19 protein-coding genes are annotated in these 23,061 nt (G+C 61.1%); 11 read left to right on the forward strand and 8 right to left on the reverse strand.

Annotated features, from left to right (window positions below; all coding sequences use genetic code 11):
* Positions 1-35: 35 nt before the first annotated feature.
* From BUS12_RS03745 to BUS12_RS03765, 5 genes are all read right to left on the reverse strand, one after another.
* Positions 36-737 (reverse strand): ABC transporter ATP-binding protein, encoded by a 702-nt coding sequence (locus BUS12_RS03745; protein WP_074294302.1) that lies wholly within the window; start codon positions 735-737, stop codon positions 36-38.
* Positions 734-1,501 (reverse strand): ABC transporter ATP-binding protein, encoded by a 768-nt coding sequence (locus tag BUS12_RS03750; RefSeq protein ID WP_074294303.1) that lies wholly within the window; start codon positions 1,499-1,501, stop codon positions 734-736. Before BUS12_RS03750 ends, BUS12_RS03745 begins: the two co-directional genes overlap by 4 nt.
* Entirely contained in the window at positions 1,498-2,547 is a 1,050-nt protein-coding gene (locus tag BUS12_RS03755) for a branched-chain amino acid ABC transporter permease (protein ID WP_074294304.1), read from the reverse strand. The genes BUS12_RS03750 and BUS12_RS03755 overlap by 4 nt, the downstream gene beginning before the upstream one ends.
* A complete protein-coding gene (locus BUS12_RS03760; RefSeq protein WP_074294305.1) occupies positions 2,544-3,404 on the reverse strand; it encodes a branched-chain amino acid ABC transporter permease in 861 nt (286 codons plus the stop codon). Before BUS12_RS03760 ends, BUS12_RS03755 begins: the two co-directional genes overlap by 4 nt.
* A gap of 147 nt (positions 3,405-3,551) precedes the next feature.
* Complete coding sequence (locus BUS12_RS03765; protein WP_074294306.1) at positions 3,552-4,760, reverse strand: ABC transporter substrate-binding protein; 1,209 nt, start codon at positions 4,758-4,760, stop codon at positions 3,552-3,554.
* Between the two features lie 210 nt (positions 4,761-4,970).
* Between BUS12_RS03765 and BUS12_RS03770 the strand changes: the two genes are divergently transcribed.
* The 8 genes from BUS12_RS03770 to BUS12_RS03805 all read left to right on the forward strand — a co-directional run bounded on the left by BUS12_RS03770 (position 4,971) and on the right by BUS12_RS03805 (position 14,798).
* Complete coding sequence (locus BUS12_RS03770; RefSeq protein WP_074294307.1) at positions 4,971-5,816, forward strand: FadR/GntR family transcriptional regulator; 846 nt, start codon at positions 4,971-4,973, stop codon at positions 5,814-5,816.
* A gap of 138 nt (positions 5,817-5,954) precedes the next feature.
* Positions 5,955-6,401 (forward strand): hypothetical protein, encoded by a 447-nt coding sequence (locus BUS12_RS03775; RefSeq protein WP_074297052.1) that lies wholly within the window; start codon positions 5,955-5,957, stop codon positions 6,399-6,401.
* A gap of 49 nt (positions 6,402-6,450) precedes the next feature.
* On the forward strand, positions 6,451-7,149 hold the full coding sequence (locus tag BUS12_RS03780) for a DJ-1/PfpI family protein (protein ID WP_074294308.1): 699 nt from the start codon (positions 6,451-6,453) through the stop codon (positions 7,147-7,149).
* Positions 7,150-7,678: 529 nt separating this feature from the next.
* The gene (locus tag BUS12_RS03785; protein ID WP_083640232.1) at positions 7,679-11,224 is read left to right on the forward strand and encodes a type VI secretion system Vgr family protein; all 3,546 of its coding nucleotides are present in this window, start codon (positions 7,679-7,681) and stop codon (positions 11,222-11,224) included.
* Positions 11,214-12,635: a hypothetical protein gene (locus BUS12_RS03790; protein ID WP_143788249.1), complete on the forward strand. Its 1,422-nt coding sequence runs from the start codon at positions 11,214-11,216 to the stop codon at positions 12,633-12,635. The genes BUS12_RS03785 and BUS12_RS03790 overlap by 11 nt, the downstream gene beginning before the upstream one ends.
* Position 12,636: 1 nt before the next feature.
* A complete protein-coding gene (locus BUS12_RS03795) occupies positions 12,637-12,927 on the forward strand; it encodes a PAAR domain-containing protein (protein WP_253189997.1) in 291 nt (96 codons plus the stop codon).
* A 12-nt stretch (positions 12,928-12,939) separates the two neighbouring features.
* Positions 12,940-14,349, forward strand: coding sequence for a hypothetical protein (locus BUS12_RS03800; RefSeq protein ID WP_074294311.1), 1,410 nt, complete (start codon positions 12,940-12,942; stop codon positions 14,347-14,349).
* Positions 14,346-14,798 carry a hypothetical protein gene (locus tag BUS12_RS03805; protein WP_074294312.1) on the forward strand — a complete coding sequence of 151 codons (453 nt, stop codon included), beginning with the start codon at positions 14,346-14,348 and terminating at the stop codon, positions 14,796-14,798. Before BUS12_RS03800 ends, BUS12_RS03805 begins: the two co-directional genes overlap by 4 nt.
* Positions 14,799-14,851: 53 nt before the next feature.
* On the opposite strand, the gene BUS12_RS03810 is transcribed toward BUS12_RS03805, so the two are convergent.
* From BUS12_RS03810 to BUS12_RS03820, 3 genes are all read right to left on the reverse strand, one after another.
* Positions 14,852-15,652 (reverse strand): family 1 encapsulin nanocompartment shell protein, encoded by an 801-nt coding sequence (locus tag BUS12_RS03810; protein WP_074294313.1) that lies wholly within the window; start codon positions 15,650-15,652, stop codon positions 14,852-14,854.
* Positions 15,645-16,718, reverse strand: a complete 1,074-nt coding sequence (locus BUS12_RS03815; protein ID WP_143788250.1) for a Dyp-type peroxidase — start codon at positions 16,716-16,718, stop codon at positions 15,645-15,647. Before BUS12_RS03815 ends, BUS12_RS03810 begins: the two co-directional genes overlap by 8 nt.
* Positions 16,719-16,977: 259 nt before the next feature.
* A complete protein-coding gene (locus BUS12_RS03820) occupies positions 16,978-18,969 on the reverse strand; it encodes an FUSC family protein (RefSeq protein ID WP_074294314.1) in 1,992 nt (663 codons plus the stop codon).
* Here BUS12_RS03820 and BUS12_RS03825 point away from each other — a divergent pair.
* The 3 genes from BUS12_RS03825 (at position 18,968) to BUS12_RS03835 (ending at position 23,009) form a co-directional block, all read left to right on the forward strand.
* Positions 18,968-19,381, forward strand: a complete 414-nt coding sequence (locus BUS12_RS03825; RefSeq protein WP_074294315.1) for a hypothetical protein — start codon at positions 18,968-18,970, stop codon at positions 19,379-19,381. The two genes, BUS12_RS03820 and BUS12_RS03825, sit on opposite strands and share 2 nt — an antisense overlap.
* A 427-nt stretch (positions 19,382-19,808) precedes the next feature.
* Positions 19,809-20,957, forward strand: a complete 1,149-nt coding sequence (locus BUS12_RS03830) for a porin (RefSeq protein ID WP_074294316.1) — start codon at positions 19,809-19,811, stop codon at positions 20,955-20,957.
* A 477-nt stretch (positions 20,958-21,434) separates the two neighbouring features.
* A complete protein-coding gene (locus BUS12_RS03835; RefSeq protein WP_074294317.1) occupies positions 21,435-23,009 on the forward strand; it encodes an ABC transporter substrate-binding protein in 1,575 nt (524 codons plus the stop codon).
* The last annotated feature ends 52 nt before the right edge of the window (positions 23,010-23,061 follow it).

Below are 23,061 nucleotides of genomic sequence, written 5' to 3' on the forward strand. Positions count from 1 at the left end.
GCATCAGCGATTCCTTGCGATAAACAGCGCGGCGTTCAGACGACACCCACGCCCAGATAGCGGTCCTTGATCGATTCATCGGCGATGAACGCGGCGTTGTCGCCCTCGTAGACAATCACGCCCTGCTCGATGATGTAGTGCCGGTCCGCAAGTTGCGAACATACTTCGAGGTTCTGCTCGACCAGCAGGATCGCGACACCCGCCTGCCTGATCAGTTTGAGTTGCGCGACGATCTCTTCGACGATCACCGGTGCGAGGCCTTCCACCGGCTCATCGAGCATCAGCAGACGCGGATGGTTCATCAGCGCACGGCCAATGGCGAGCATCTGTTGCTCGCCGCCGGACAATTGCGCGCCGCCATTCGTGCGCCGCTCTTTCAGGCGCGGAAAGATGCGGTAGATATCGCCGAGTTGCCACGGCGAATCTTTGCGCGCGCCCAGACGCAGATTTTCCTCGACCGACAGCAGCCGGAAAATGCCGCGATGCTCTGGCACGAAGCACACGCCGCGCGCGGCGATACGATGCGGTGCGAGCTTGTGAATCGGTTCGCCCTTGAAGGTCACTGTGCCGCGCTGAGGTGTCACCACTCCGGCGATGCTTTTGAGTGTGGTGGACTTGCCCGCACCGTTGCGGCCAAGCAGCGTGACGGTCTCGCCTTCGTCGATGCGCAGCGTCACCCCTTGCAGGATATGACTCTTGCCGTAGAAGCCGTGAATCTGCTGGACGTCCAGGATCATGCGCGGCCTCCCGTGATCATGTTGCCGAGGTAAGCGGTTCTGACGCGCTCGTCGCCGCGAATCTCGTCGGGACGGCCTTCGACTAGCACGCGGCCTTGCTGCATGACGGTGATCGTGTCCGAGATATCCATCACGATGCCCATGTTGTGCTCGATCAGCACGACCGTGTAGTCGTCGCGCAGGCCGCGAATCAACTGCTTCATGTCGTCGAGATCGTCGATACCCATGCCGGAGGTCGGCTCGTCGAGAAAGATGGCTTTGGGGCGCGCGGCGAGTGCCATGCCGACCTCGAGCCGGCGCTGCTGGCCGTGCGACAGCGCGGCCGCGGCAGTGCCCGCGAAGCGCTGCAACGCGAGCCGCTCCAGCACGCTATCGACGACGTCGGCGTGTTCGAGTGCACCGCGTGGTGGTGTCCATGCGTTGAGTGCACGTCGTGCATCGACGCCCTGCGCGGCGAGCCGCAGATTTTCGCGCACGCTCAGATTGGCGAACAGGCTCGTCACCTGGAACGAGCGCGCAACGCCGCGGCGCACGCGCTTGTAATCGGGTTCGTGCGTCACGTCGTGACCGTCGAACATGATCTTGCCCGCCGTAATCGGCAAGGTGCCGGTGAGGACATGAAACAGCGTGGTCTTTCCCGCGCCATTGGGTCCGATCACCGAATGTACGGTGCGCGGCAAGATGCGCAGATCGACCTCGGAAAGCGCCGTGAATTTGCCGTAGCGCTTCACGATGCCGCTGGCCTGCAGGATGGCGTCGCTCATGCTTGCTCCTCTGCTGAATCAGCCGGCGTGTCGCGCCGCATGGCTTGCCAGATGCGCTCGCCGAGACCCCATAGTCCACGTTGCATGAAGAGGCTTACGGCGATCAGCACCAGCCCGAGCAGCAGGAGCCAGCGCGGCCATAGGGTAGACAGCCAGTCGGCGAACAGCACGTAGAAAGCCGCCCCCAACACAGATGCAAACAGATTGCCGGTGCCGCCGATCACGGTCATCACCAGAATCATTTCGCTCGTGTGGTAGTCGATGTTCGACAAGGGCGCGATGCCGGTCATCAGCGCATGCAGTGCGCCGGCGAGACCCGTGACCGCACCCGAGATCACGAACGCCATCAACTTGAAGCGCCTCACGTCGTAACCGACTGCGGCTGCGCGCGCCTCGTTGTCGCGAATCGCCAGTAGCGTGCGGCCGAAAACAGAATGCGACACCCGCATCAGCACCCAGAACGCAAGCAGAAACAGCACCGCGACGAAGCCGTAATATTGCCATGGCGAGGTCAGCGGCACGAGTGTCTTGCCGAACAGCGACAGTGCCGGGCGGGGGATGCCGAGCAGGCCATCGTCGCCGCCGGTGAGATTGGGTGTCGTATAGGCGAGAAAGTAGAACATCTGCCCGAACGCGAGCGTCAACATCACGAAGTATGTGCCGCGTTGACGAATCGAGAACCATCCTACGAGCATCGCTGCCGCCGCGCCGACAATCATCGCGGCCGCCAGCGCCACCATTACGGGTGTGCCGTCGAGCTTCGTCAATACGATCCCCGCGGTATAGCTGCCGAGGCCGAAGAAAATCCCCTGGCCGAACGAAAGCAGACCCGTGAAGCCCAGCAGCAGATTGCAACCGAGCGCGGCCAGCGCATACACCAGTACCTCAGTGGCAAGCGAGCCGGAGCGCAACGTGAGCGGCAGGATGCAGACCACCAGCAGTGCGAGCAGGATGAAACGGTAGTGATGCAGCGCCTGTTTGAACGTGCGCCTCGCGTTCGGGGCCGAGGTGTTGTCGTGCACGAGCGTCTTCGCCGGTTCGATCATGTCGCTCTCCCGAGCAGTCCGTTCGGGCGCAGCAGAAGCACAGCGGCCATCGCAACATAGATCATGAGGCTGGCGCCCTCCGGCCACAGCGTGCTCATCACGCTTTGCACGATGCCGACCAGCAGTCCACCGACCAGCGCCCCCAGAAAATTACCCAGACCGCCCACGACCACCACCACGAAGGCGACGCTCAATGCTTCGATACCCATGAACGGATCGACACCGCGAATCGGCGCCGCGAGCACGCCCGCCAGCGCGGCGGTGGCCGCGCCCAGCGCAAACACCAGGCTGAACACGCGCAATACGTTGATGCCGAGCAGCGACACCATCTCAGTCGATTCGCTGCCCGCCCGTACCGCGCTGCCAAGGCGCGTGCCTTCGAGCACCCACCACAACAAGCCGGCCAGCACGGCGGTAAAGCCGATCACGAACAGGCGGTACTTCGGATAAACGAAGCTCCCCCAGATCACCACGCCGTTCAGCGAATCGGGCACCGGCACGTTGTTGCCGAGCGGCCCCCAGATCAGGATCACACATTCCTGCAGGACCAGCGCGAGACCCACGGTCACGAGAATGTGAAACTCGTGCTGCTGTTCGTAGACGTGTCGCAGGATCAGCTTCTCGACCACCCACGCCAGTGCGCCGACCACAATTGGCACGACGACGAGCGCGGTCCAGAAACTCATCGACCACTGCATCGCCTGATAGCAGAAGTACGCGCCGAGCAGGTAGAACGCCCCGTGCGCGAAGTTGACGAAGCGCAGCAGGCCGAAGACGATCGACAGGCCTACCGCCAGCAGGAAATACAACATTCCCACTCCGATGCCGTTGACGATCTGCAGGAGATAAACGTTCATGGCGTCCGTCGCTGAAAGTTCCGGGGCGGGCGGTGCGTGCTCTCAAACACGAAGCACGCGCCCCCGCGTTGCATCGCCGGCACATGCCGGGCGTACACCGTCAGGCGGCACACAGCCGGGCGGCACGGCGGCATGACGCGGGGCCGCTCAGGCCAGCTTGCAGCCGGTTTTGTCGAGCGGCAGGAACGACTGGCCGGAACTGACGATGTCGGCGAAGTCGTCGGCATTCTTCATCTTGTTCTTCGCCTTGCCCTTGAGCAAATAGTAATTCTTGATGACCTGATGGTCGCCTTTGCGGACTTCTTCCGGTCCCGTCAGGCCAGCGTATTTCATGCCTTCGAGCGCGGCGACGACTTTTTTCGGATCGGCCGAGCCGGCCTTGACGATGCCGTCGAGCAGGATCTTCGTGCAGATATACGAGCCCGCCAGGCTGTAGTTGGGGTTCTCCTTGAACGCCGCGTTCGAGCGTGCGACCAGATCGTGATTGAGCGGGGAGTCGATGCCGTGCCAGTACTGCGCGCCGAAGTACACGCCGTCGCAGAGGTCGGCGCCGAGCGCCTGGAATTGCTCGAGACCCGAGGCCCACGCAATCAGGATCGTGCAGTTGTTCTTCATGCCGAAGCTGATGGCCTGGCGCAGCGTATCCGAGGACTGCGAACCGAAGTTGAGGATGAGCAAGACGTCGGGCTTGGCGGCCACGGCGTTGGTCAGATAGCCGCTGAACTCTTTCTCCGCGAGCGAGTGGTAGCTGTTGCCCACATGCTCGATACCCTTTTCCTGGAACACCGCTTTCGCCGCCGACAGCAAGCCGTCGCCGAACACGTATTGCGGCGTGATGGTGTACCAGCGCTTGGCCTTGGGCAGCATCTGGATCAGCGGACGCACCGTCTGATCGATGGCGCCGAAGGTCGGCACCGACCAGCGGAAGGTGGCGCTATTGCAGTCCTTGCCGGTGATTTCATCGGCCCCCGCGGTGGTGATGAAGATGCCGCCGTCCTTTTCGACCTCGTTGCCCATCGCCAACGCTTCGGAGGACAAAATACCACCCGCGAAATAGCGCACGTTCTTCTGTTGAGCGACTTCCTGCACGCGGCGCACGGCGGTGGCGGGCTTGCCTTCCGTATCGAGCACGGTGTACGAGAGCGGCTGGCCGAGCACCTTGCCGTACTGCTCGATGGCGAGCTTCATGCCGAGATCGGCGTACTTGCCGTTGGCCGCAAAGGCGCCGGACATCGGCACGGGGCAAGCGAACTGCAGCGGCGCGCCCTGGGCAAACGCGTTGCGCGCGACCAGCGAGCCGAGCGTTCCTGGGACGGCCGACAGAGCGGCCAGCTTCAACATATTTCGGCGATTCAAAATGACGCTCCTTGGGAGAAAGAGACACGCATGCAACCGACTGCGAAACCGGGCTGGCCGCCCGCGGTCTTTTTTGACCACGCTGACGGGAATCTATTTATCATGATAAATAGAATGATCCCGATGCTAGGTACAATAAATTCGGGTGTCAATAAGGCAAAATTCCTGTCTCGCAGCGAGCCAGGGTTTTCCTAAATGGGAGCATCGAAGATGGTCATGGACCGAGCCAAGGCCGGTGTCGCGGTCGAAATCAAGCAGCAGAAGCGTCCCGATCTGGTTGCCGAGGAGATCAAGCGGCTCATCACCGAGAAGGACCTGAAGCCGGGCGACCGTCTGCCGCGCGAGGTCGAATTGCAGGCGCTGTACTCCGTGAGCAAGAGCACGATTCGCGAAGCGCTGAAGTCGCTGGAGGTGCAAGGCCTCATCAAGGTGACGACGGGGCCCAACGGTGGCGGCATGGTGGTGGAGGTGCCGCTGGATCGCACGCTGCAGTTGCTGCAGAACTATCTGTTCTTCAAGGACGTGACGATCGACGACATCTACACCGTGCGCAAACTGCTCGAACCGGAACTCGCGGCGGGTGCGGTGCCGCATCTCACCGAGCAGGATTTCGTCGCGCTCGAGGCGAGCATTGCCTGTTGCGATCGGCCGGCGTCGGGGCATGGTGTGGGCGGTATCCTGAAGCAGCGCCAGGAGGACGTGAATTTCCACGACATCCTTGCAGCTGCGAATCCGAATCCATTTCTGCGCTTCAGTTGCGAGCTGATCAACGAAATGATCCGTCAGTTGATCGAGTTTCGTAACGATACTCCGGAGTCCGAACATCAACGGTTTGGCGAGGCCAATGTGAAGATTCACAAGGCCATTACCAGGGCGGCGCGTGCCCGCGATGTCGAGAAGGTGCGCGAACTGATGGTCACTCATATGACCGAGGCGCCGCGCTACGTCAAACGTATGAAGGGTAAGCTGCGCGGCAGGCTGATTCTCGACTCGGAAATCCGCAAAAAGCTGCGAACGCGAAGCGCTGCGCCGGTAGTGGATGCTGAGGAGGATTGACGGCGTGGGCGGGGAGTCGTGTGAGTAGTGACTTTTGCGACCTGTGGGGCACGAATCGTGCTGGTAGACGGTGGCAGGATGGCCGCGCTGCGTCCGGCGGCCTTCCATCTGCTTTCCCATCAGGAAGGAGCCGTATCCATGAAACGCCCAATACAGCCGCTTTTATGCATTGCGATGGCCCTGGCGGCGATGGCCGCCTTCTCGCCCGTCATCGCAGTTGCCGATGATGCGCCGTCCCCGTGCGCGGCCCTGAAACGAATCGTCGCCGCTGCGCCGGATGGTTTTACCGGTCTGAGTCCGGCGGAAGTGAATGGCGTTGCCCAGCCATACGGCGACGACGCGCAGTGCAACGCGAGCCACGATAGTTACCAGTGCCTGTGGACGCCGCATCACGACGCTGGGTCGAGCGCGGACGCGCTGCAGTCGGTCGCAGCGGATGTCGCCTCCTGTTTGCCCGAGGCAACCCACGATCTGAATACGCCCGCTCGTCAGCATTTCTATGTGGGTCCGCGCGATAAACGTACGCAGATCACCGCGACCACCGCAGGTCCGAACAAGCTCAAGCTGACGGTGTCGGGCAAGTGACGGGCTGAGTCCGCTAGACTGTATGGGTCAAGTTCCGGAGAACCGCTCGATGACCCAGCCTTTTACCGTCGTGATTCCCATCTATCCGCGCGTGACCCACCTGGACTTCACCGGTCCACATCAGGTGCTGGCGTTCACGCCGGGCGTCAACGTGATCGTGGCGTCGGCCGGCGGCAAGCCGGTCAATGCGGACGGCCTGACGTTTAGCGACCTCGCGCGTCTTGAAGACATCGAACGTTGTGACGTGGTGTGCGTACCCGGTGGCGGCGGTGTCACCGATGCCATGCAGGACGACGTCTTTATGCATCACGTGCGGCGCCTGGCGCTCGGGGCGCGCTATGTCACCTCCGTGTGTACAGGGTCGCTGGTGCTCGGCGCGGCGGGGTTGCTGGAGGGCAAGCGTGCCGCTTGCCATTGGGCGTGGCGGGACATGCTGTCGCTGTTCGGCGCGATCCCTGACGATGCGCGCGTGGTGCGGGACGGCAACGTGATCACAGGAGGCGGCGTGACGGCGGGGATCGACTTTGCACTGACGCTGGCTGCCGAGCTGACCGATGAGCTCACGGCCCAGTCCGTGCAGCTTGGGTTGGAGTACGCGCCGCAGCCGCCGTTTCAAGCCGGGCGTCCGGAGACGGCGCCGGCTGCGGTGCTTGAGCGGGTGAAGGCGCGCAACGCGCAGAACCATGCGGCGCGTCGGCCGGCTGCGGAGAAGGTGGCGGCGGAGTATCGGCGGGTGGGGCCGCGGTAGGGGGTGGGTGTGTGGTGCGGTTGATGCAGCACGCTAGAACTCCTTTGCATCAATGGGTTGGTGCGCTTGCTCTTGGGTTATCCACAGGCTTATGAACGTTATCTGTGGATAAGCTTCGCGGCTCACGTGCTGTATGAGGCTGACAGGATGCGGCGCCTGCAATCAGGCGCGGGTCCTGGTTTCTCCTTGGTTCGGTTTTGTCGGGTACTTTTGTTATTGGGCGGCTTCGGTCGCCCATTTTTTTATCTGTATTCCTTAACGTTCACGCTGCTTGGTCTTACGATAACCGCGGTGTTGCCGTAGCACGGCTAGACCCTACTCTCTTGGGGCGGCGTTCGCCGCCCTCTCTTTTGCAAGTCACTTGATGAACCAGGGTGAATCTGGATTTTAGAGATGCCCGACGGTACTACCATGCGGGACGTGACGCGTCATCTATCTACACATCTATCTTTGGAGGGCCTTTTCGGCGCTCCTTTTTTTTGACAGTCGGCGCCTTGGATTTTTCGTAACGTTTCGCAAAAAGACAAACATGAATAGGGCGGAATCTGATCGTTTGAGGGTGTATCTGACAGGACGGCAATCTGCGCACCTGAAACTGATGCCACGCAAGCCGCAGACTGACCGGGAGACCGGCAAGTCTCCCATGCCTGTGGTGTCGGTCGTATCGTGGGAGGTGCACGAAGAAGTCTGCGAGCCGTACCGTATCAAGGCTGTGCTTGCAACATCGGGACCTGTCAGCAGGAAGAAGGTACTCGGACAGATCGCGGAGTTCTCCATCCAGCCGGAAGACGGGCGTGGACGGCGGCAGTTCAACGGCTTTGTGTCGCGCTTCGATCTGGTATCGGAATCGCGTGACGGTTGCACCTACTGCGTGGTGATCCGCCAGCGACTCGCTGTCCTCGACGGCCCGAGCAACTGCGTGACGTACCAGCAGAAGGCGTCGTGGGAAATCATCAAGTCGATTCTTGAGCGCCATGAAATCCGCTTCTGGATGCAGGTGGAATTTCGCCTCAGGCGTGAACATCCGAAACACGACTTCCGGTTCCAGTTCAACATGGGGGATTGGGATTACATCAGGCTTGAAATGGAACAGGCTGGCCTGTTCTGTTTTACGACGACCGGCAAGCATGGCGAAGTGCTGGTGATTGCCGATGACATCGACGGCTACGAGCGTCCTCCCATGGTGGTGCCTGACCGTCCCACTGCGGGGTTGTCGACGTTCGAGGAGGCGATCTTCTCCTTTAGGATCCGCACCCGGACCGTGCCGGAGTCCTTTGCCGTTGCCGATTACAACCCGGAAAGTGCGTGGGAAGTTCTGCGCAACGAAAGCCGTGTTGTACCGGACGACGGGACGATGGTTGGTGCGCCTTACGTGTGGGGCACACATCACGGAGATACGGCAGGTGCGAAGCGTGAAGCGCTGTTGCGGCACGAGTCGGCGCTTGTCCGGCAGGTCCGTTACAAGGTCAAGTCAACCGTGCTCGCGATCCGGCCCGGCTGCATCGTGCGGTCGGACAGACTACTTGAAGATGCACCCCGTGGCATGTTTGTCACGAAGGTTGTGCATAGCGGTGCGCGTTCCGACAGCTACATGAACCGCTTCACCGCCATTCCTGCCGACCGTCCCTACCGGATGCGTATGGACGATGGCCGGTGGCCAAAAATACACGGGACATTGGGCGCGACGATCTGCTCTCCTGACAAATACAAATTCGCCTACCTGACCGACAAGGGCGAGTATATCGCGCGCTTTCACTGCGACTTCGGCACCTGGCCCAAAGGCGCGGAGAGTGTGCCGCTGCGGCTGGCGAAGCCTTTTGCCGGCAAGAACCATACGGGCCTGCATATGCCCGCAGTGGATGGGGATGAAGCCCTGGTCGGCTTCCGTGAGGGCAACCCAAACAAGCCAATCCTGGTGGGATTCGTCCACAACAGCCAGCGTCCTGATCTCGTCAACTCGTCGCGGCGGCGCATGTCGCGTAACGAAATCCGCACGCAGTCCGGCAACAAGCTGTGGATGGATGACTGGGACAACCAGGAAGGCATTGAACTCAGCACGGAGCATTCGGGCCGTTCGCAGCTCAACCTCGGCTTCATACCGGACCGTGAACTGAAGGAGCGTGGCGCGGGCGCAGAACTGCGGACGGCGGGACACCTGGTCGGGCGCGGCGGAGCAGGCGTGATGCTGTCGGCCTATAACCAGGCCGGTGGTAACGGCAAGGTGCTCGACACGTCGGAGACGCAGGCGCAACTGAAGAACCATCAGGCGCTGTCTGAATCTCTGGCGAAATCCGCTAGCGCCTCAAAGGCGGCGCCGGCCGATACCGTTGCACAGCGGGCGATCAGCAATGCCTTGGACGAGTTTAGACAGCCGGGTGCGCTCGTCACCGCGCCTGGGCCGGCTGGCGTCGTATCAGGCGACGGAGTGCATCTTGCCGCCGATGGTTCGATTATCGGCACCGCAAAGAAGGGTGTGCATTTCAGCACGCTCAAGCGATTCACCGTGGCTGCGCGTGATCTGGTATCCGTCTTCTCGCAGAAGGGCATGAGCCTGATTGCGGCAGCGGGCGCGGTTGTCGTGCAGGCCCAGCGCGGATCGATGCAGCTTGCGTCACAGAACGACATGACCGTTGAGACGGTGGATGGCGTGCTGCAGATGAAGTCTTCGAAGGAGATCGTGCTGAATGTGGGTGGCTCGTATATGCGCATGACGCCGGATGGGATCGAATTCGGTTCGCGGGGTCGCGCCGTGTTCAAGACAAGTGGCTTGAAGAAGGTGGGTCCCGCACAGATGGACCTGGGTGGCGCGGCGTTCGCGCCGGTCTTTGTGCCGTTCACGACTGGATGTGAAGTGTGGAGGACCAACCCGGACTTCGTATCGCCGCCAGCACCGGTGCCCGAGGTCAATGAGTCGCTTTGGGAATCGCTGGGTAATACGGTAGGTGTTGTACCTGCGCCTGCTCCGCCGCTTGCTGGGAGCAAGATAAGCGGTTTCTCACCATTTGATGGAAAGTCGTCAAATGTGGATTCAAACGTGCCTAAGGCCAAGGTCACGTTAAACAGTCCCGACGATCAGACGCAAAGTTACGTTGCACCCGATCCAATCAAGCTCGCAAATGCGGCTCCCTGCGACTGGAATATCTCGGACGTAAAGGCCGATGTTAGTGAGCATATCGAAGCCAAGTCGTATTGGGGCGTGCTGGGCAACCGGAGTCCGTGGAAGGATGGTCGCGGAAACCAGATCAGAGGTGGTGGTTCAAGGGATTCGAACTTCGAATTTGCGTACAGCGAGCAGGACAAGGCGATCACCTGCACTGTCAGGGTGATGCTAATCCCGATGGATTTGTTTCCGGTCGATGCCACTGGAAATCGTGATCTTACGGTTGTGCCGCAAACTGTCCCATATGAGACGACCACTCACTGGAAAATGATGCCCGGTTCCACGGTCAATGGTGTGAAGATGGACTATCGCGATGCAGTCGGGGATCAATATGATGTCGGCGCGCTAAAGAGTCGTATTGAGGCTGTGCTGAACCACGGTGGCTACAAGTTGATCCTGGACGGTTGCTCCAAGGGCGCTGCATGCGGATGCCGGGTAAAGGTTAATTTCAGGGTTGATCTCCGCGTATCGGTCAAGGGTGTGTCCATTGCTGGATTTAATCCGCATGTTTCGAATCACCTTTTTCCGACCGTTCTTCGGGCAGATACGTCATCCTGGGGGGAGAGGCATAAATATGAGTACAACAATAAGATTTTCGACTATCCGCAGGCGAATGTTGAGGCACATGAATGCGGGCATTATTTTAATTTCCCCGATGAGTACTACGACCAGGGTGGCTGGCTTCACGAGTCTTATATAAAGGACGAGCAGATCGATTTTTCGCTGGTCGATGCGAAAGCAGGAACCATGGCATGGCAAGCGCATTCGCCGACAAATCTGATGGGTGACGGTGCCAATGCACCGTTGCAATCGGGCAGTGTTACGGCAAGTATCAAGCCTTATTACCTGGAATATGTGCGACGTCAATTTTCGCTTTCTACAAGCCGGTTGTGGAGGGTTGGCCATGATTCGTAATTTTTGGCGTATCGCATTGGGCATCCTGGCAATCTCCCCGTTGGTTCTGGTGGGGTGTGCAAACGGAGGGAGTGTGAATATGGAGAAGCACGCTATGCAATTTAGCTACACGACAAATGGCGCGGCGGATGGCAGTGTTAATACCTATGGAAACAATGAAATATCTGTCTTGGGTGAGATGTTGCGGGTCCAGATTGGTGATTCAATTAACAACCGGAATGCAAGCGGAATCGGGATATATGAGTTGAAACTGTCAAACCAGAATTTGGAAGAGGCCAGGAAGCTTGCGGAGCTGCTGTGCTCACCGAAAGATCCGAAAAGCGATGTACCGATCCCCGATCTTTACGTCGCAAAATGTGGTGGAGAGATCAGGAGCAGTTACGTGAAGGATTTTAGTCGTCCTGTTGCTATCAAGATTGCTGATCTGGTGGATTCGCTAAGAAATGCAGGCGTTCAGGATGGACGGAAGCTCGTGAAGCTCGACATTTCACTCTTTTCCATTGAGCGCGCCACGGATGGATTTCTGGTGTCCGTCAGGTTTATCAATAGCGGAGACCACCCGATCAGGTTTAAGACGCCGGATAAGTGGGATACCAAAGTTGGCAGGCGTATGGATATGTTGGGTGTTAGCGGCTCGCGTGCAGGTTCCCGTGAACCTGAATTTGGTCTTGGGCTGGCCGGCCAGCCTCTTGTCGATCCAAAGCAATTTCCTGATGATCAGGTCAATCTTGCGCCGCACAGCTCCGTGGTTTTGAAAGTGAAGGCCGGTTCCATCGATAAATTCTCTGCTGGTGACTACAGTTTGGATGTCGGTGTATTTATGAACATGGAGGTCACTGGAATCCAGTCCAGCCTTGTGCGCGTCGATTTTCAGTCGGACTCCAAGAATCCAACTCACGTTACCTTCGACCGCGACTATCCTTCGACGCCGCAGGAGCGCGAGCGGTGGGAAGCGTACCAGAGGACCCGCCTGTCATATTTTCCGGTCAACCCCGGCGAGACTTTCGCCGAGGACGGCCTATATCGCGCGGTACGCACCGGTGGAGATTCCCGCAGCCTGCAGCTCGTACCCTTCAAGGCCGGGGACGTTGCCACGAGAGACAACGTGAAAATGCTGATGGCGTCCGCCAGCGGCACCGAGTTCGACGGTCCAGTGCAATGGATATGGGAGGGCAGCGCACCGACGCCAGTCAGGCAGTGGTCGTTCGACATGACTGAAGGTACCGAACACTTCTGCAAGCCACGCACCGTTTGCCCGCGCAGTGGCCGCTGGCTTGCACGTGTCTATTCACGCAGTTTGTCCACCGGCGAGTCGTACCGCTACGACCTCGCGGGCATCGTCACCCGGCGACGTGGCGAAAGCATGCCTGCCGCAGCCGAAGGGACCGAGTGGGAATGGCTGGGAGTCTGACGTGAGCGAACGCGCCTGCATTCTCCGCCTGGACCGCACTACGGCAAACGGCACCGTACTCGACGGCATCGACGGCGTTGGCCCCGATGAACGCGGCATGAGCTACCTCGGGGCGCGCGTGCAGTGTCCCGCGTGTGGCTCGATCGGACTCATCGCCGCGAGTGGCCCGCGTTCAGAAGATGACGCGATGGACGGCAAGCTGCCTGCGCTTGAGGGCGACTTCTGCCGTTGTCGCTGCAGTCCGCCTCCGACGCTGATTGCCTCGCAGCGCGTCTGGACCTACGGAAGCTGACACGGAGGAAGGATGAAGTTTCGCTGGGATCAGGTGATACCGGACGAGAAGGAGGCGAGCGAGCCGCCACCTATCTGGATTTATCTCGTGCTGTTCATTGCAGTGGAGTGCGTTGCGCTAGCGCTTACCGTGGCTACGTGGCCCACGGGCAAGCCAATCGCGCCAAAGGAATTTTTACGAGGAGTCCTGCTGATCGGGCCGGTCTTCTGGGGGGCGGTATGCGCGTTCGTCTACTACGGTGCCCACGGAATGTACGCGTTCGACGCAGCCGTTTTCAACCAGGAGGGCTGGCGACTGCGCAGGTCGTGGCAGTACGAAAGCCGCTCCGGCGTCGCCGTGCTGGACAGTGTGGTGCTCGCACCAGAACCTGATCTGGCGGAACGCATGCTGAGCCTGGACGGTACGCCGCCACAGAATCCCGGCAAGGTCATGGCGCTCGACATGAATGAGACGGGCGCCGAATCCAGGTTGTATGCCGTGCTGAAAGAGTTGCTGATGCCGCTCGCACCCAAACTGGCCGCAGCCATGCACAGCAATTCGTTTCAACTGATGATGCAGGGCGACCGGGACGAATCGTCCGACATCATTCACGCCGTATGGAAGAAACTGGAGCTGCCGGGCGCACCGGATATCGTGTGCATGCGGCCTACGACGGAACCGAAGTTCGCGGAAAGGTGGTTCCCGGCTGACTGTGGGCCGTACCACCGCCTCGTGCTGGCGTGGCATCTGAATGATGCTGGCCCGGAGGTGGCAGAGGACTATTCGGAATTCGCCGTGGCACTACTGCTCGGGTCGTCCCAACTCATGTACGACAAACGTGACAAGCTCCGGGCGCAGGCGTGGCTGCTACGAGGGATCGCAACGGAGGCCGATCAGGTCGAGGACGCGCTAACGCTGCTGCTTCAGGCCGGGCAGGTGGAGACGAAACGCATCCGCCATTTCTGGCATAGCCGTCTGAAAGGTCTCGCGCGGCACGCAACCTTGGGTGCGATCCGGGACAGCGGTCTGGAAGTCTCCGGGCATGCACTTGAGCCGGCCATCGGGCCGCAGGCTCCAATGTCGCGGTGGCTGCTGTATGCGCTCGCGGCACGGATGGCGTATTTCGGACAGGGCGCGCAGCTCGTGGTGCAACCAGGGGAGAAGGGCGTCATGCTTAGTCTCGCTGTGAGGGAGCCGCAGCCGGTGAATGCACCATGGAAGGACAGCTATGGGTACTGGATCATCCCGACTGCCGAGTTTGTCTTTATCTCGCTGTCGATGATTGGCCTGTTGCTGCTCGACAGCGGCAGCGGGTCAAGCGGTCCCGATACCACGATCGCCGTTGCGTGGCCGCTTCTGATCGCCGCATTTTTTGTGGAGAGATACTTCCGGTCCAGGCGTCTTGTTGAAGACTTCTGGAGCCTGTATCGCAGGGAGGCATGATGGCGCGCTCCCGGCAACTGAGGCGGATGCGCATTTTGCTGGTCCCGCCTTTCGTCAAGTTCGCGTGGGCAGGCATGCTCATACTGGCCATCTACATCAATGTGGTGGGATGGTTTGCTGCGGAGGACCTGGGTGATCCGGCATGGGCGCAATACCCGCTGATCCTGCTGGGTTTCACGGTGGGGTTCATCGCGGACGACCTGTGGTGTCGCTGGCAGCATGGCGTTGCCCATGCGCTGCACTTCGAGGACGTGATTGACGGGGTATGTCCCGACACGGAACACGAAATCTGCGAAGCAGCAGTGTGGCGTTGGTATGTGAAACAGGGCAGGCCGTGGCGGATCAGGGCGAACCGCGAGCGCCCGCAGGTGCGCTTCGCTGATGCGTGGCAGCGCATGGAAGCGTACCAGCGGGCGATGGAGCGTGCCGTAAGGAATCACAGGGTGTGATTTGCCCACACCCTTGTGAACGATTCCCGTGAAGAACTTCGCCTAGCGCTCCCTCACTCCGGCAACACCGCCACCGAAGCCTCACTCGTCAGCAACAGGAACGTCAACGTCTCCTGCAGATACAGCTTAACCACCTGATCCGTATGGCTAAGATAGCCAATGGACAGATCCTGTCCAATATGCAGATCGAAGTCCCCACCGCGCGTGGACAGCACACTCCCGCCGTCAATCGCCGGCGCCCAGATAATCTCGCCGTTCACCAGCCGCTTGATATGCTCGAGCACCGGGTAACCCTGATCGCTCGCTTCGCTAACCGCGGTATAAGCATCAGCCCCCAGCAAAACCGAATAAGGACCATCGACCCCCGCAAGCCGCAACTGCTCGAGCGCCTTCGCGATCACAGCCGGATAGCCGCTCACGTCAGCCGGTAAGCTCAGCTTAGGATTCGACGACCCTTCGCGGATCCCAACAATATTCGCCGCCTTATAGCCATCGAAAATCGCGCGGTCCTCGGCATACGCCAGTTGTTGCGCGGCATCTTTCGCCGGCTGCCAGTCCGAGTCTTCCGCGCCATGCTCCACGTCGTCGATCGCTTCGCGCGTCAATTCAAACGGCACGCGCAGTTCCACCAGCGCTTTCACTTCGCGTTGACGCGCGCTGATGCCGGCCTGCGGCGGCGCGATGGTGGATTGATGACCCGTGCCCACGGCGGACAGACTCGCGCCCCCAGGGCCTTGCAGATCGACCACGCGGCGACCCGCCACCGAGCGCTTGAAGGTTCGTGCGACTTCTTCCTCGATCTGCGACCAGGCGGCCGAGGATATGGGGGCGAGTTCGCGATGCAGGTTATTCATGTTGAGGTGCTCCTTTGAGAGAGCCGATGTTCAGCGAACCATCGCTGAGAGCCTCGGCAGACGGCAGGGATTCGGACGTATCGGTTGCGCTCGCAACCGTCGAGGGACTGCGCTCGGCCAGCGCCTCAAGCAGGGGCGCCGAAGGCACGAAGAACAGGCCGCCCGTGACAGCGCGGCTAAAGTCGAGCAGGCGGTCGTAGTTGCCGGGCGGACGGCCGACGAACATGTTCTCCAGCATCTGCTCGATCGGCGCAGGCGAGCGTGCATAGCCGATGAAGTAGGTGCCGAACTCGCCGAAGCCCGGCCGTCCAAACGGCATGTTGTCGCGCAGGATCTTGACCTCTTCGCCGTTCTCGTCGAGCGTCGTGAGCGAACTGTGCGACGAGCTCGGCTTCACCGCGGCGTCCAGTTCGATATCGGCGAGCTTGGTGCGGCCAATAATGCGCTCCTGCGTTTCCACCGAGAGCGCATTCCAGCCCGTCATATCGTGCAGATACTTCTGCGTCAGCACGTAGCTGCCGCCGGCAAACCCGGGATCTTCCGCACCGACCACCGTGAACGTGACAGCCTCGTGACCGGTCGGATTCTCAGTACCGTCCACGAAGCCGATCATGGCGCGTTGATCGAAATTACGGAAGCCGTGCACTTCGTCGATCGTGGTCACGGCGGTGGCAAGCCGGCCCATCAGCTGCGTGGCCAGTTCAAAGCACAGGTCCATCTGATTGGCGCGGATGTGCAGCAGGATGTCGCCGGGTGTCGCCACCGCGAGCCGCTCGCCGGAGCCGAATTCGCGGAACGGGTGCAGACCGGCCGGGCGCGGGGCGCCGAACAGCGCGTCCCAGGCCTCTGAGCCGAACCCGCATACACAGGAGAGGCCGCCCGCCGGCACGCGCTTGCCGACCGAGCGCACCAGCGCGGCGATATCGGCGCACCACGCGCGCACGGTTTCGCGACTGGCGGGGTCGGGGTTGACGGTTGCAACAATGAAGATGGCACTGGGGGTTACCTGCACGGACACGGCTTGCGGTTCGTGGGTGACAGCAGCAGGGATCGGAGTATCGGACATCGCTTCGGCCTTTCAGGGCTGACAGGTCAGGGAGGGGTGGCACAGGACGCGCTCGGCAACAGCATAGCTCACCCAAGGCGCCGCAGAACGCCAAGGGTAGCAGGGAGCGGGATTTAATGCGTGGCGGATCCAGGCGCTGAAGCCGATCGGGTCTTCGGGAGAACGTCGATGGCGCTATGCGGTGCGTGCTGTGAGGGATACGCGGCGGGGCGCCAGTCGCAAATCTGGTCGCCTCCCGCGCGTTGAGCTTGGTCTGGTCCTACGCGCTTCGGGTTCTTAACGCCCAGTTCAAGCGCTTTTGCATGCTGGCGTTCGGATGAGCGAGGCGGTCGGCGAGCTGGGCCACGGCGCCGTCCAGTTGCGCCAGGGTTTGCGCATGCTGATGGCCTTGATGAGCCGTCACACTCGCTGTATTGCCCGCTGTCTGGATCGGGTCGTCCGTGACAGACGACACAGCGGCTCCGTCGTAACGGGCAATCATGGCGTCGAGCCGCGCGAGAATCGACGCGGCGTGCGCGGCGCCGGCATCCTGCGACGCAGTATCGTCATCGTGTCTCGCCGGATAGTCTGTATCGTCCGGTCGGCTCAGCACGCGTGCCCAATGCAGACAGCTCAACAGGGAACCGGTCGCGAGTTCGACGCCAGGATTCCACACGAACACTCGTTGCGTTTGCAACGGTCGCAATGCGACGCGCAGGTCATGCCAGCTTCGGTCCAGCGTGCGCATCGCCGTACTCGCGTTGGCGGCGTCCGGTTGGGCGCCGGTTTCCGTGGCGAGCCGCACCACTTGCCGAAGCGCCGCGAGCACGGCGGCGATCCGCGCTTCGACGTGGCGCGTGGCCGCGAGCGGCATCATCAGGATCGCGACCGCAAACGAAACGATGCAGCCTACCATCACTTCCTCGATGCGCAACTGCACGAGCGGTCCCATTGCAAAGCCCAGTTGTCCGTAGACGAGCCCGACCAGCACCGTGATAAAGAACACCCCCGGCGCATACGCATTCAGGATGTAATAGGCCCAGCCGAACACGCACACCACCATGGCCGCGATCATCAGCAGCGGGGCGTCGTGCAGGGTGGTTGCCAGCAGCATGCTGGCGAGCGCGCCGGCCAGCGTTCCGGCAAGCCGTTGCGCGCCGCGATAGACGGTGTCGGCGCGCGAGCGGGTGCCGAGAAACACGACGAAGGTCGTGATGACCGCCCAGAACCAGCGCTCCGGCGAGAGCGAGTGGCCGATCGCCATGGCGAGCAAGGCCGCCGTGGTGGCGCGCGCCGCCGGTAGCCAGGCGAGCCTTGCGCGGATCTCGGCGAACCATGCGGCGGCGCTGTTCATGCTGCGTGTCGCAGGCTGCGTCCGCGAGATGCGCCTCGGTCCGGCAGCTTGCCTGAGCCGTTCGATGGCACGGCGTAGCGGTTCAGTACTCGCCGTTTCCGAGGGGGCCGAGCCGAACGTCATCTGCCCGGCTGCCACTTCCAGTTCGACGAGCCGTTCGCGTAGCGTGGCCGCGTCAGGCGGATTCAGCAGCGCGAGTTGTTCTTCGAGCGCGAGCGCTGCCGCGTTCAGTTCGGAGACTTCGGCGACTTCAGAGACTTCGGCGACGCGAGCGGCCGTGGCCATGCCCTGCGCTGGCGATAGCGCTTGCACTTGCGCAGCGCGAACCGCGGCGGCCAGCACGCGCTCCGCTCGCAGCGTGACGGTGTGGATCGCCAACTGCAGAGTCCGCGCCGCCCGCATGGGGACGATCACGCGTCCGACGAGCGCCACCATCGCAGGACCGACCATCGACAAGGCAACGGATTGCGCCGCTTCGACGGCAGTCGGGTGCAGATACAGCCCGAGATAAAACATGACGACGCCGATCATGGCGCAGCCGAGCGCGCGCGGACCGCAAGCCTGGCACAGCATGCCGCTGAACATGACGAGCAGAAAGCCGGCGTCGCCCGCAAGCGGATAGCGGCTCAAGGCAGCGGCCACGGCAAAGTTCGCGCAGCCGCACAGATAGAGGTAGAACAGGGTGACGAACCACGCGCTGCGGCGTGCGTCGCGCACGAACAGTGGCGCGATCATGCTGAACAGGACGCCGAGGGCGGCGAGGGTGATTGGCTGGTGATGACCGGCCGTCCATGCGACGCAGGCGATGCCGCTCAACAGGCTGGCAAGGGCGACGCGCAAGGCGATGTGGAGGCGTACGAGTCCCGGGTCCGCAACCAGCAGGCGGCCGGCGACGCGTGAGAACGCGACAGCAATCATGATCGATGATATCCAGGCTAATAGTCCAGACCGGCTTTTGGCCGACTGCGACAGGGCGGGCATCAAGCCCGCCTGCTTCAGATCGCCGAGCTGGACTGTTAGCCGGGATCACCAGCTAACAGCCCGTTCGACGACGAACGACAACCCCGCGCATGACCGCATCGGCCGCAGCGAAAAGCTCCTGCGGAGCGGCGGCATGTTCGGGTTTTCCCGGATCATATCTGGTCAAAATTCGCTGTGTCCAGCAAAGCAAGTCAAATTAGCCGTATTTTCCGTAGGGATATTGAAAGTAACGGCAGCCCGGGACCGGACGCATGACTACATGCAGGACGGCGTGACGGGCCCCGAAATGCGTCAGAAGACCCCAACCCACGCACGTCTCCCGAAGGGCGCGTCGCAGTCGCGAGCGTGAATCGCAAAAGCGAAAGTTCGTCGCTCCGCAAGAGTATTTAATATGCTTTCCTAATCAAATAAACCACTCCGGTTTCACGTCGGCATGATTTCCGGTTTCTTTGCATGTTGCGCTGCGCCAGCGGCTAAACTACGCGCCTTCCATGCAAAACGTTGCGCTTTCAACGAGGGTGGCAAAGCGGGGAAATGACTGCATTTAAGGCCTTGCCGCGAAGTCAATCCTGAGTATTGCATCGCTCCAGGTTGGCATTTCACAACGCTTTTCCCACTTCGCGTCCACTCCCAATGGACGACCTGGAATCGGCGTGCAAGCATCCGTCCCGTTGTGTGTTTCCGAACCCGAAACTGCCCACCAGGTTCGCCGTTGAACCTGTAATCGCAGTTCGAAAAAATGCCTCGTTTGAATATTTAAAAGCCCGGAGATCGTAATGAAAAAGCAACTCATCGCATTGGCTGTATCCGCAGCATTTGCCGCCCCTGTATTCGCCCAAAGCAGTGTCACGTTGTATGGCGTGATCGATCAAGGCATTAACTACACGAGCAACGTCGGCGGCAATCATGAGTTTGAGATGGCGAGCGGCTATGCGCAGGGCAGCCGTTGGGGTCTCAAGGGTTCGGAAGATCTGGGTGGCGGCCTGAAGGCCATCTTCCAGTTGGAAAACGGCTTCAACGCGAGTAACGGCGCACTCGCCGAAGGCGGCCGCCTGTTCGGCCGTCAGGCTTACGTCGGGCTGGCGGACAACACGTACGGTACGGTCACGCTCGGCCGCCAGTACGACTCCGTAGTCGACTACTTCGCGCAAACCACGGCTAACGGCAACTGGGCCGGCTACCTGTTTGCCCACCCGTACGATAACGACAACTCCGACAACTCGTTCCGTCTGGACAACGCCGTCAAGTACGCGAGCCCGAATATCGGCGGCTTCCAGTTCGGCGGTGCGTATGCGTTCAGCAACGACACCAACTTCGCCAACGACCGCGCCTATAGCTTCGGCGGCCAGTACACCAACGGCGGCCTGCTGGTGGCCGCCGCGTATATGCAAGCCGACAACCCGGGTGTGACGACCGGCGGTGCGATCACGACCAATGACGCGAGCTTCATCGCCGAGCGCATGCGCGTGTGGGGCGCCGGCGTCAACTACACGTTCGGTCCGGCCACAGTGGGTCTCGCGTACAGCAACTCGAACTACAAGAATCCGACGGCGAACGGTTACATCAGCACGACCGCTCCCCTTGTGACGGGTGCGACGCTCAACACCCTCAAGTTCCAGAACATCGAAGTGAACGGCAAGTACCAGATCACGCCGACGTTCTACGTGGGCGCGGAGTACGTCTACACGATCGAGAGCTTCGATGCGTCGACGGGTAACCTGAAGCCGAAGATTCAAACGGTGGGCCTGATGGCTGACTACAACCTCTCGAAGCGCACGGACGTCTATATCCAGGGCGTGTACCAGAAGGTCGGCGGCGACAAGACCAACTCGGTTCTGGACGATGGCTTCGTGCTCGGTACCGACGCACCGTCGTCGACCTCGAGCCAGACTGTGGTCCGGGTTGCCCTGCGCCACCAGTTCTAAGTTTTTCGCACGACCACGCGGCATCACGTGATGCACTACGTGTGACGTGATGTCTTTTGTTGGCTCATCGGGTATCGCGAGGTACTTGATGAGCTTTTTTTTGCGCAGCACAAAACGCTGACCTTCAATCCGGCGAGCGTTTAATTCTGCTGTACGCGCTTCGCGGCCACCGTCCTCAAAGGCGCGCGGCCTGCCAAACCGGGCTCACGACGCCTCGTCGCCCGTCCATCCGCCCGCCGCGGACGCTGCAAAGCCCATCCCACCGGCCTGACAGCCGCATGCCGCCACGCGCGCAGCAATTCATGCTGTGAAGCGCCCTCAAAACGATTCGTTTCGCTTGCGCGCGATGCCGAATCAGGACATTCCGTTAATTTTGCGGTGCTTAAATTCACTCAACCCGCAACGTTCTCGCTTTGACGGGTGAAGCTGCCTACACAAACCGTATTCATTCTTCCCTTGGTCCCAGGAGTAGATTCCATGAACGACGACGAAATCAAACGAGCCGGTTTCAGCCGCCGCGACATGATGCGTGTATTGGCAGCGGGCGGAATGCTCGCCACGGGGGCCACCGGTATGCTTGCAGGCGCAACGAGCGCCTTCGCCGACACGCCGAAGAAGGGCGGCAAGATTCGGGCTGCCTACGAATCCAGTTCGACCGCGGACACGCTGGACCCGGCCAAGGGCTCGACCGGCGCCGACTACATCCGCTTCTTCATGTTCTATAGCGGCCTCGCCCAGTTCGATGCCAGCCTGACGCCGCAGCCGGCGCTGGCCGAATCGTTCACCAGCAGCGACGCGAAGGTCTGGACGCTCAAGCTGCGCAAGGGCGTGACCTTCCATGACGGCAAGGCGCTGACGCCGGCTGACGTGGTGTACTCGCTGATGCGCCACAAGAACCCGGCGACGGCGTCGAAAGTGAAGTCGGTGGCGGACCAGTTCGATGAAGTGAAGGCGAGCGGCCCGGATGAAGTGCAGGTCACCTTGAGCTCGCCGAACGCCGACCTGCCGGCGATTCTCGCCACGCCGCAACTGGTCATCATCAAGGACGGCACCACGGACTTTTCGACGGCCGTGGGCACCGGACCGTACAAGGTGAAGACGTTTAAGCCCGGTGTCAGCACGGTCGGCACGCGCAACGACAACTACTGGCGCCCGGGTAAGCCCTACCTCGACGAGGTGGAGCTGATCGGGATTGGCGACGATTCGGCGCGCGTGAATGCGCTGCTTTCCGGCGACGTCCATCTGATCAGCGCAGTCGATCCGCGTGCGACACAGCGCGTGGCGGCGACGCCCGGCTACGCGATCAAGGAAACCAAGTCGGGTCTCTATACCGACCTCATCATGCGGCGCGACAACGCGCTCACCGGCAACCCGGACTTCGTGCAGGGCATGAAGTACCTGTTCGACCGCGAGCAGATCCGCACGGCAGTGTTCCGCGGCTATGCAGTGATCGGCAATGATCAGCCGATTCCTCCTGGCCATCGCTACTACTTCGCCGGATTGCCGCAGCGTCCGTACGATCCGGACAAGGCCAAGTTTCATCTGCAGAAAGCGGGCGCCGTGGGTCTGACGCTGCCGCCGATCTACGCGACCTCGGACGCCAACGGTTCGATCGAAATGGCCGAGATGATGCAACTGTCGGCGCAGAAGATCGGCGTCAACCTGACGGTGAACCGCGTGCCGCCCGATGGCTACTGGTCGAACCACTGGATGAAGCATCCGCTCGGCTTCGGCAGCATCAACCCGCGTCCGAGCGCCGACGTGCTGTTCACGCAGTTCTTCAAGTCGGATGCGCCGTGGAACGAATCCGGCTGGAAGAATCCGCAGTTCGACCAGTTGCTGATCTCGGCACGCTCCGAAACGGACGACGCCAAGCGCAAGCAGATGTACGCTGACATGCAGACCATCGTCAGCAACCAGGGCGGCATCGGCATTCCGTCGTTCATCAGCCTGCTCGACGGTTACGACAAGCGTCTCAAGGGTCTGGGTTCGATCCCGACCGGCGGGATGATGGGCTTCTCGTTCGCCGAAAACGTATGGTGGGACGCCTGACCTGCCTGCACCTGTAGATCCGCCGGACAGGTCACGCGTTGACCCGGCTTGC

It is taken from the genome of Paraburkholderia phenazinium, assembly GCF_900142845.1.
GTDB lineage: Bacteria > Pseudomonadota > Gammaproteobacteria > Burkholderiales > Burkholderiaceae > Paraburkholderia > Paraburkholderia phenazinium_A.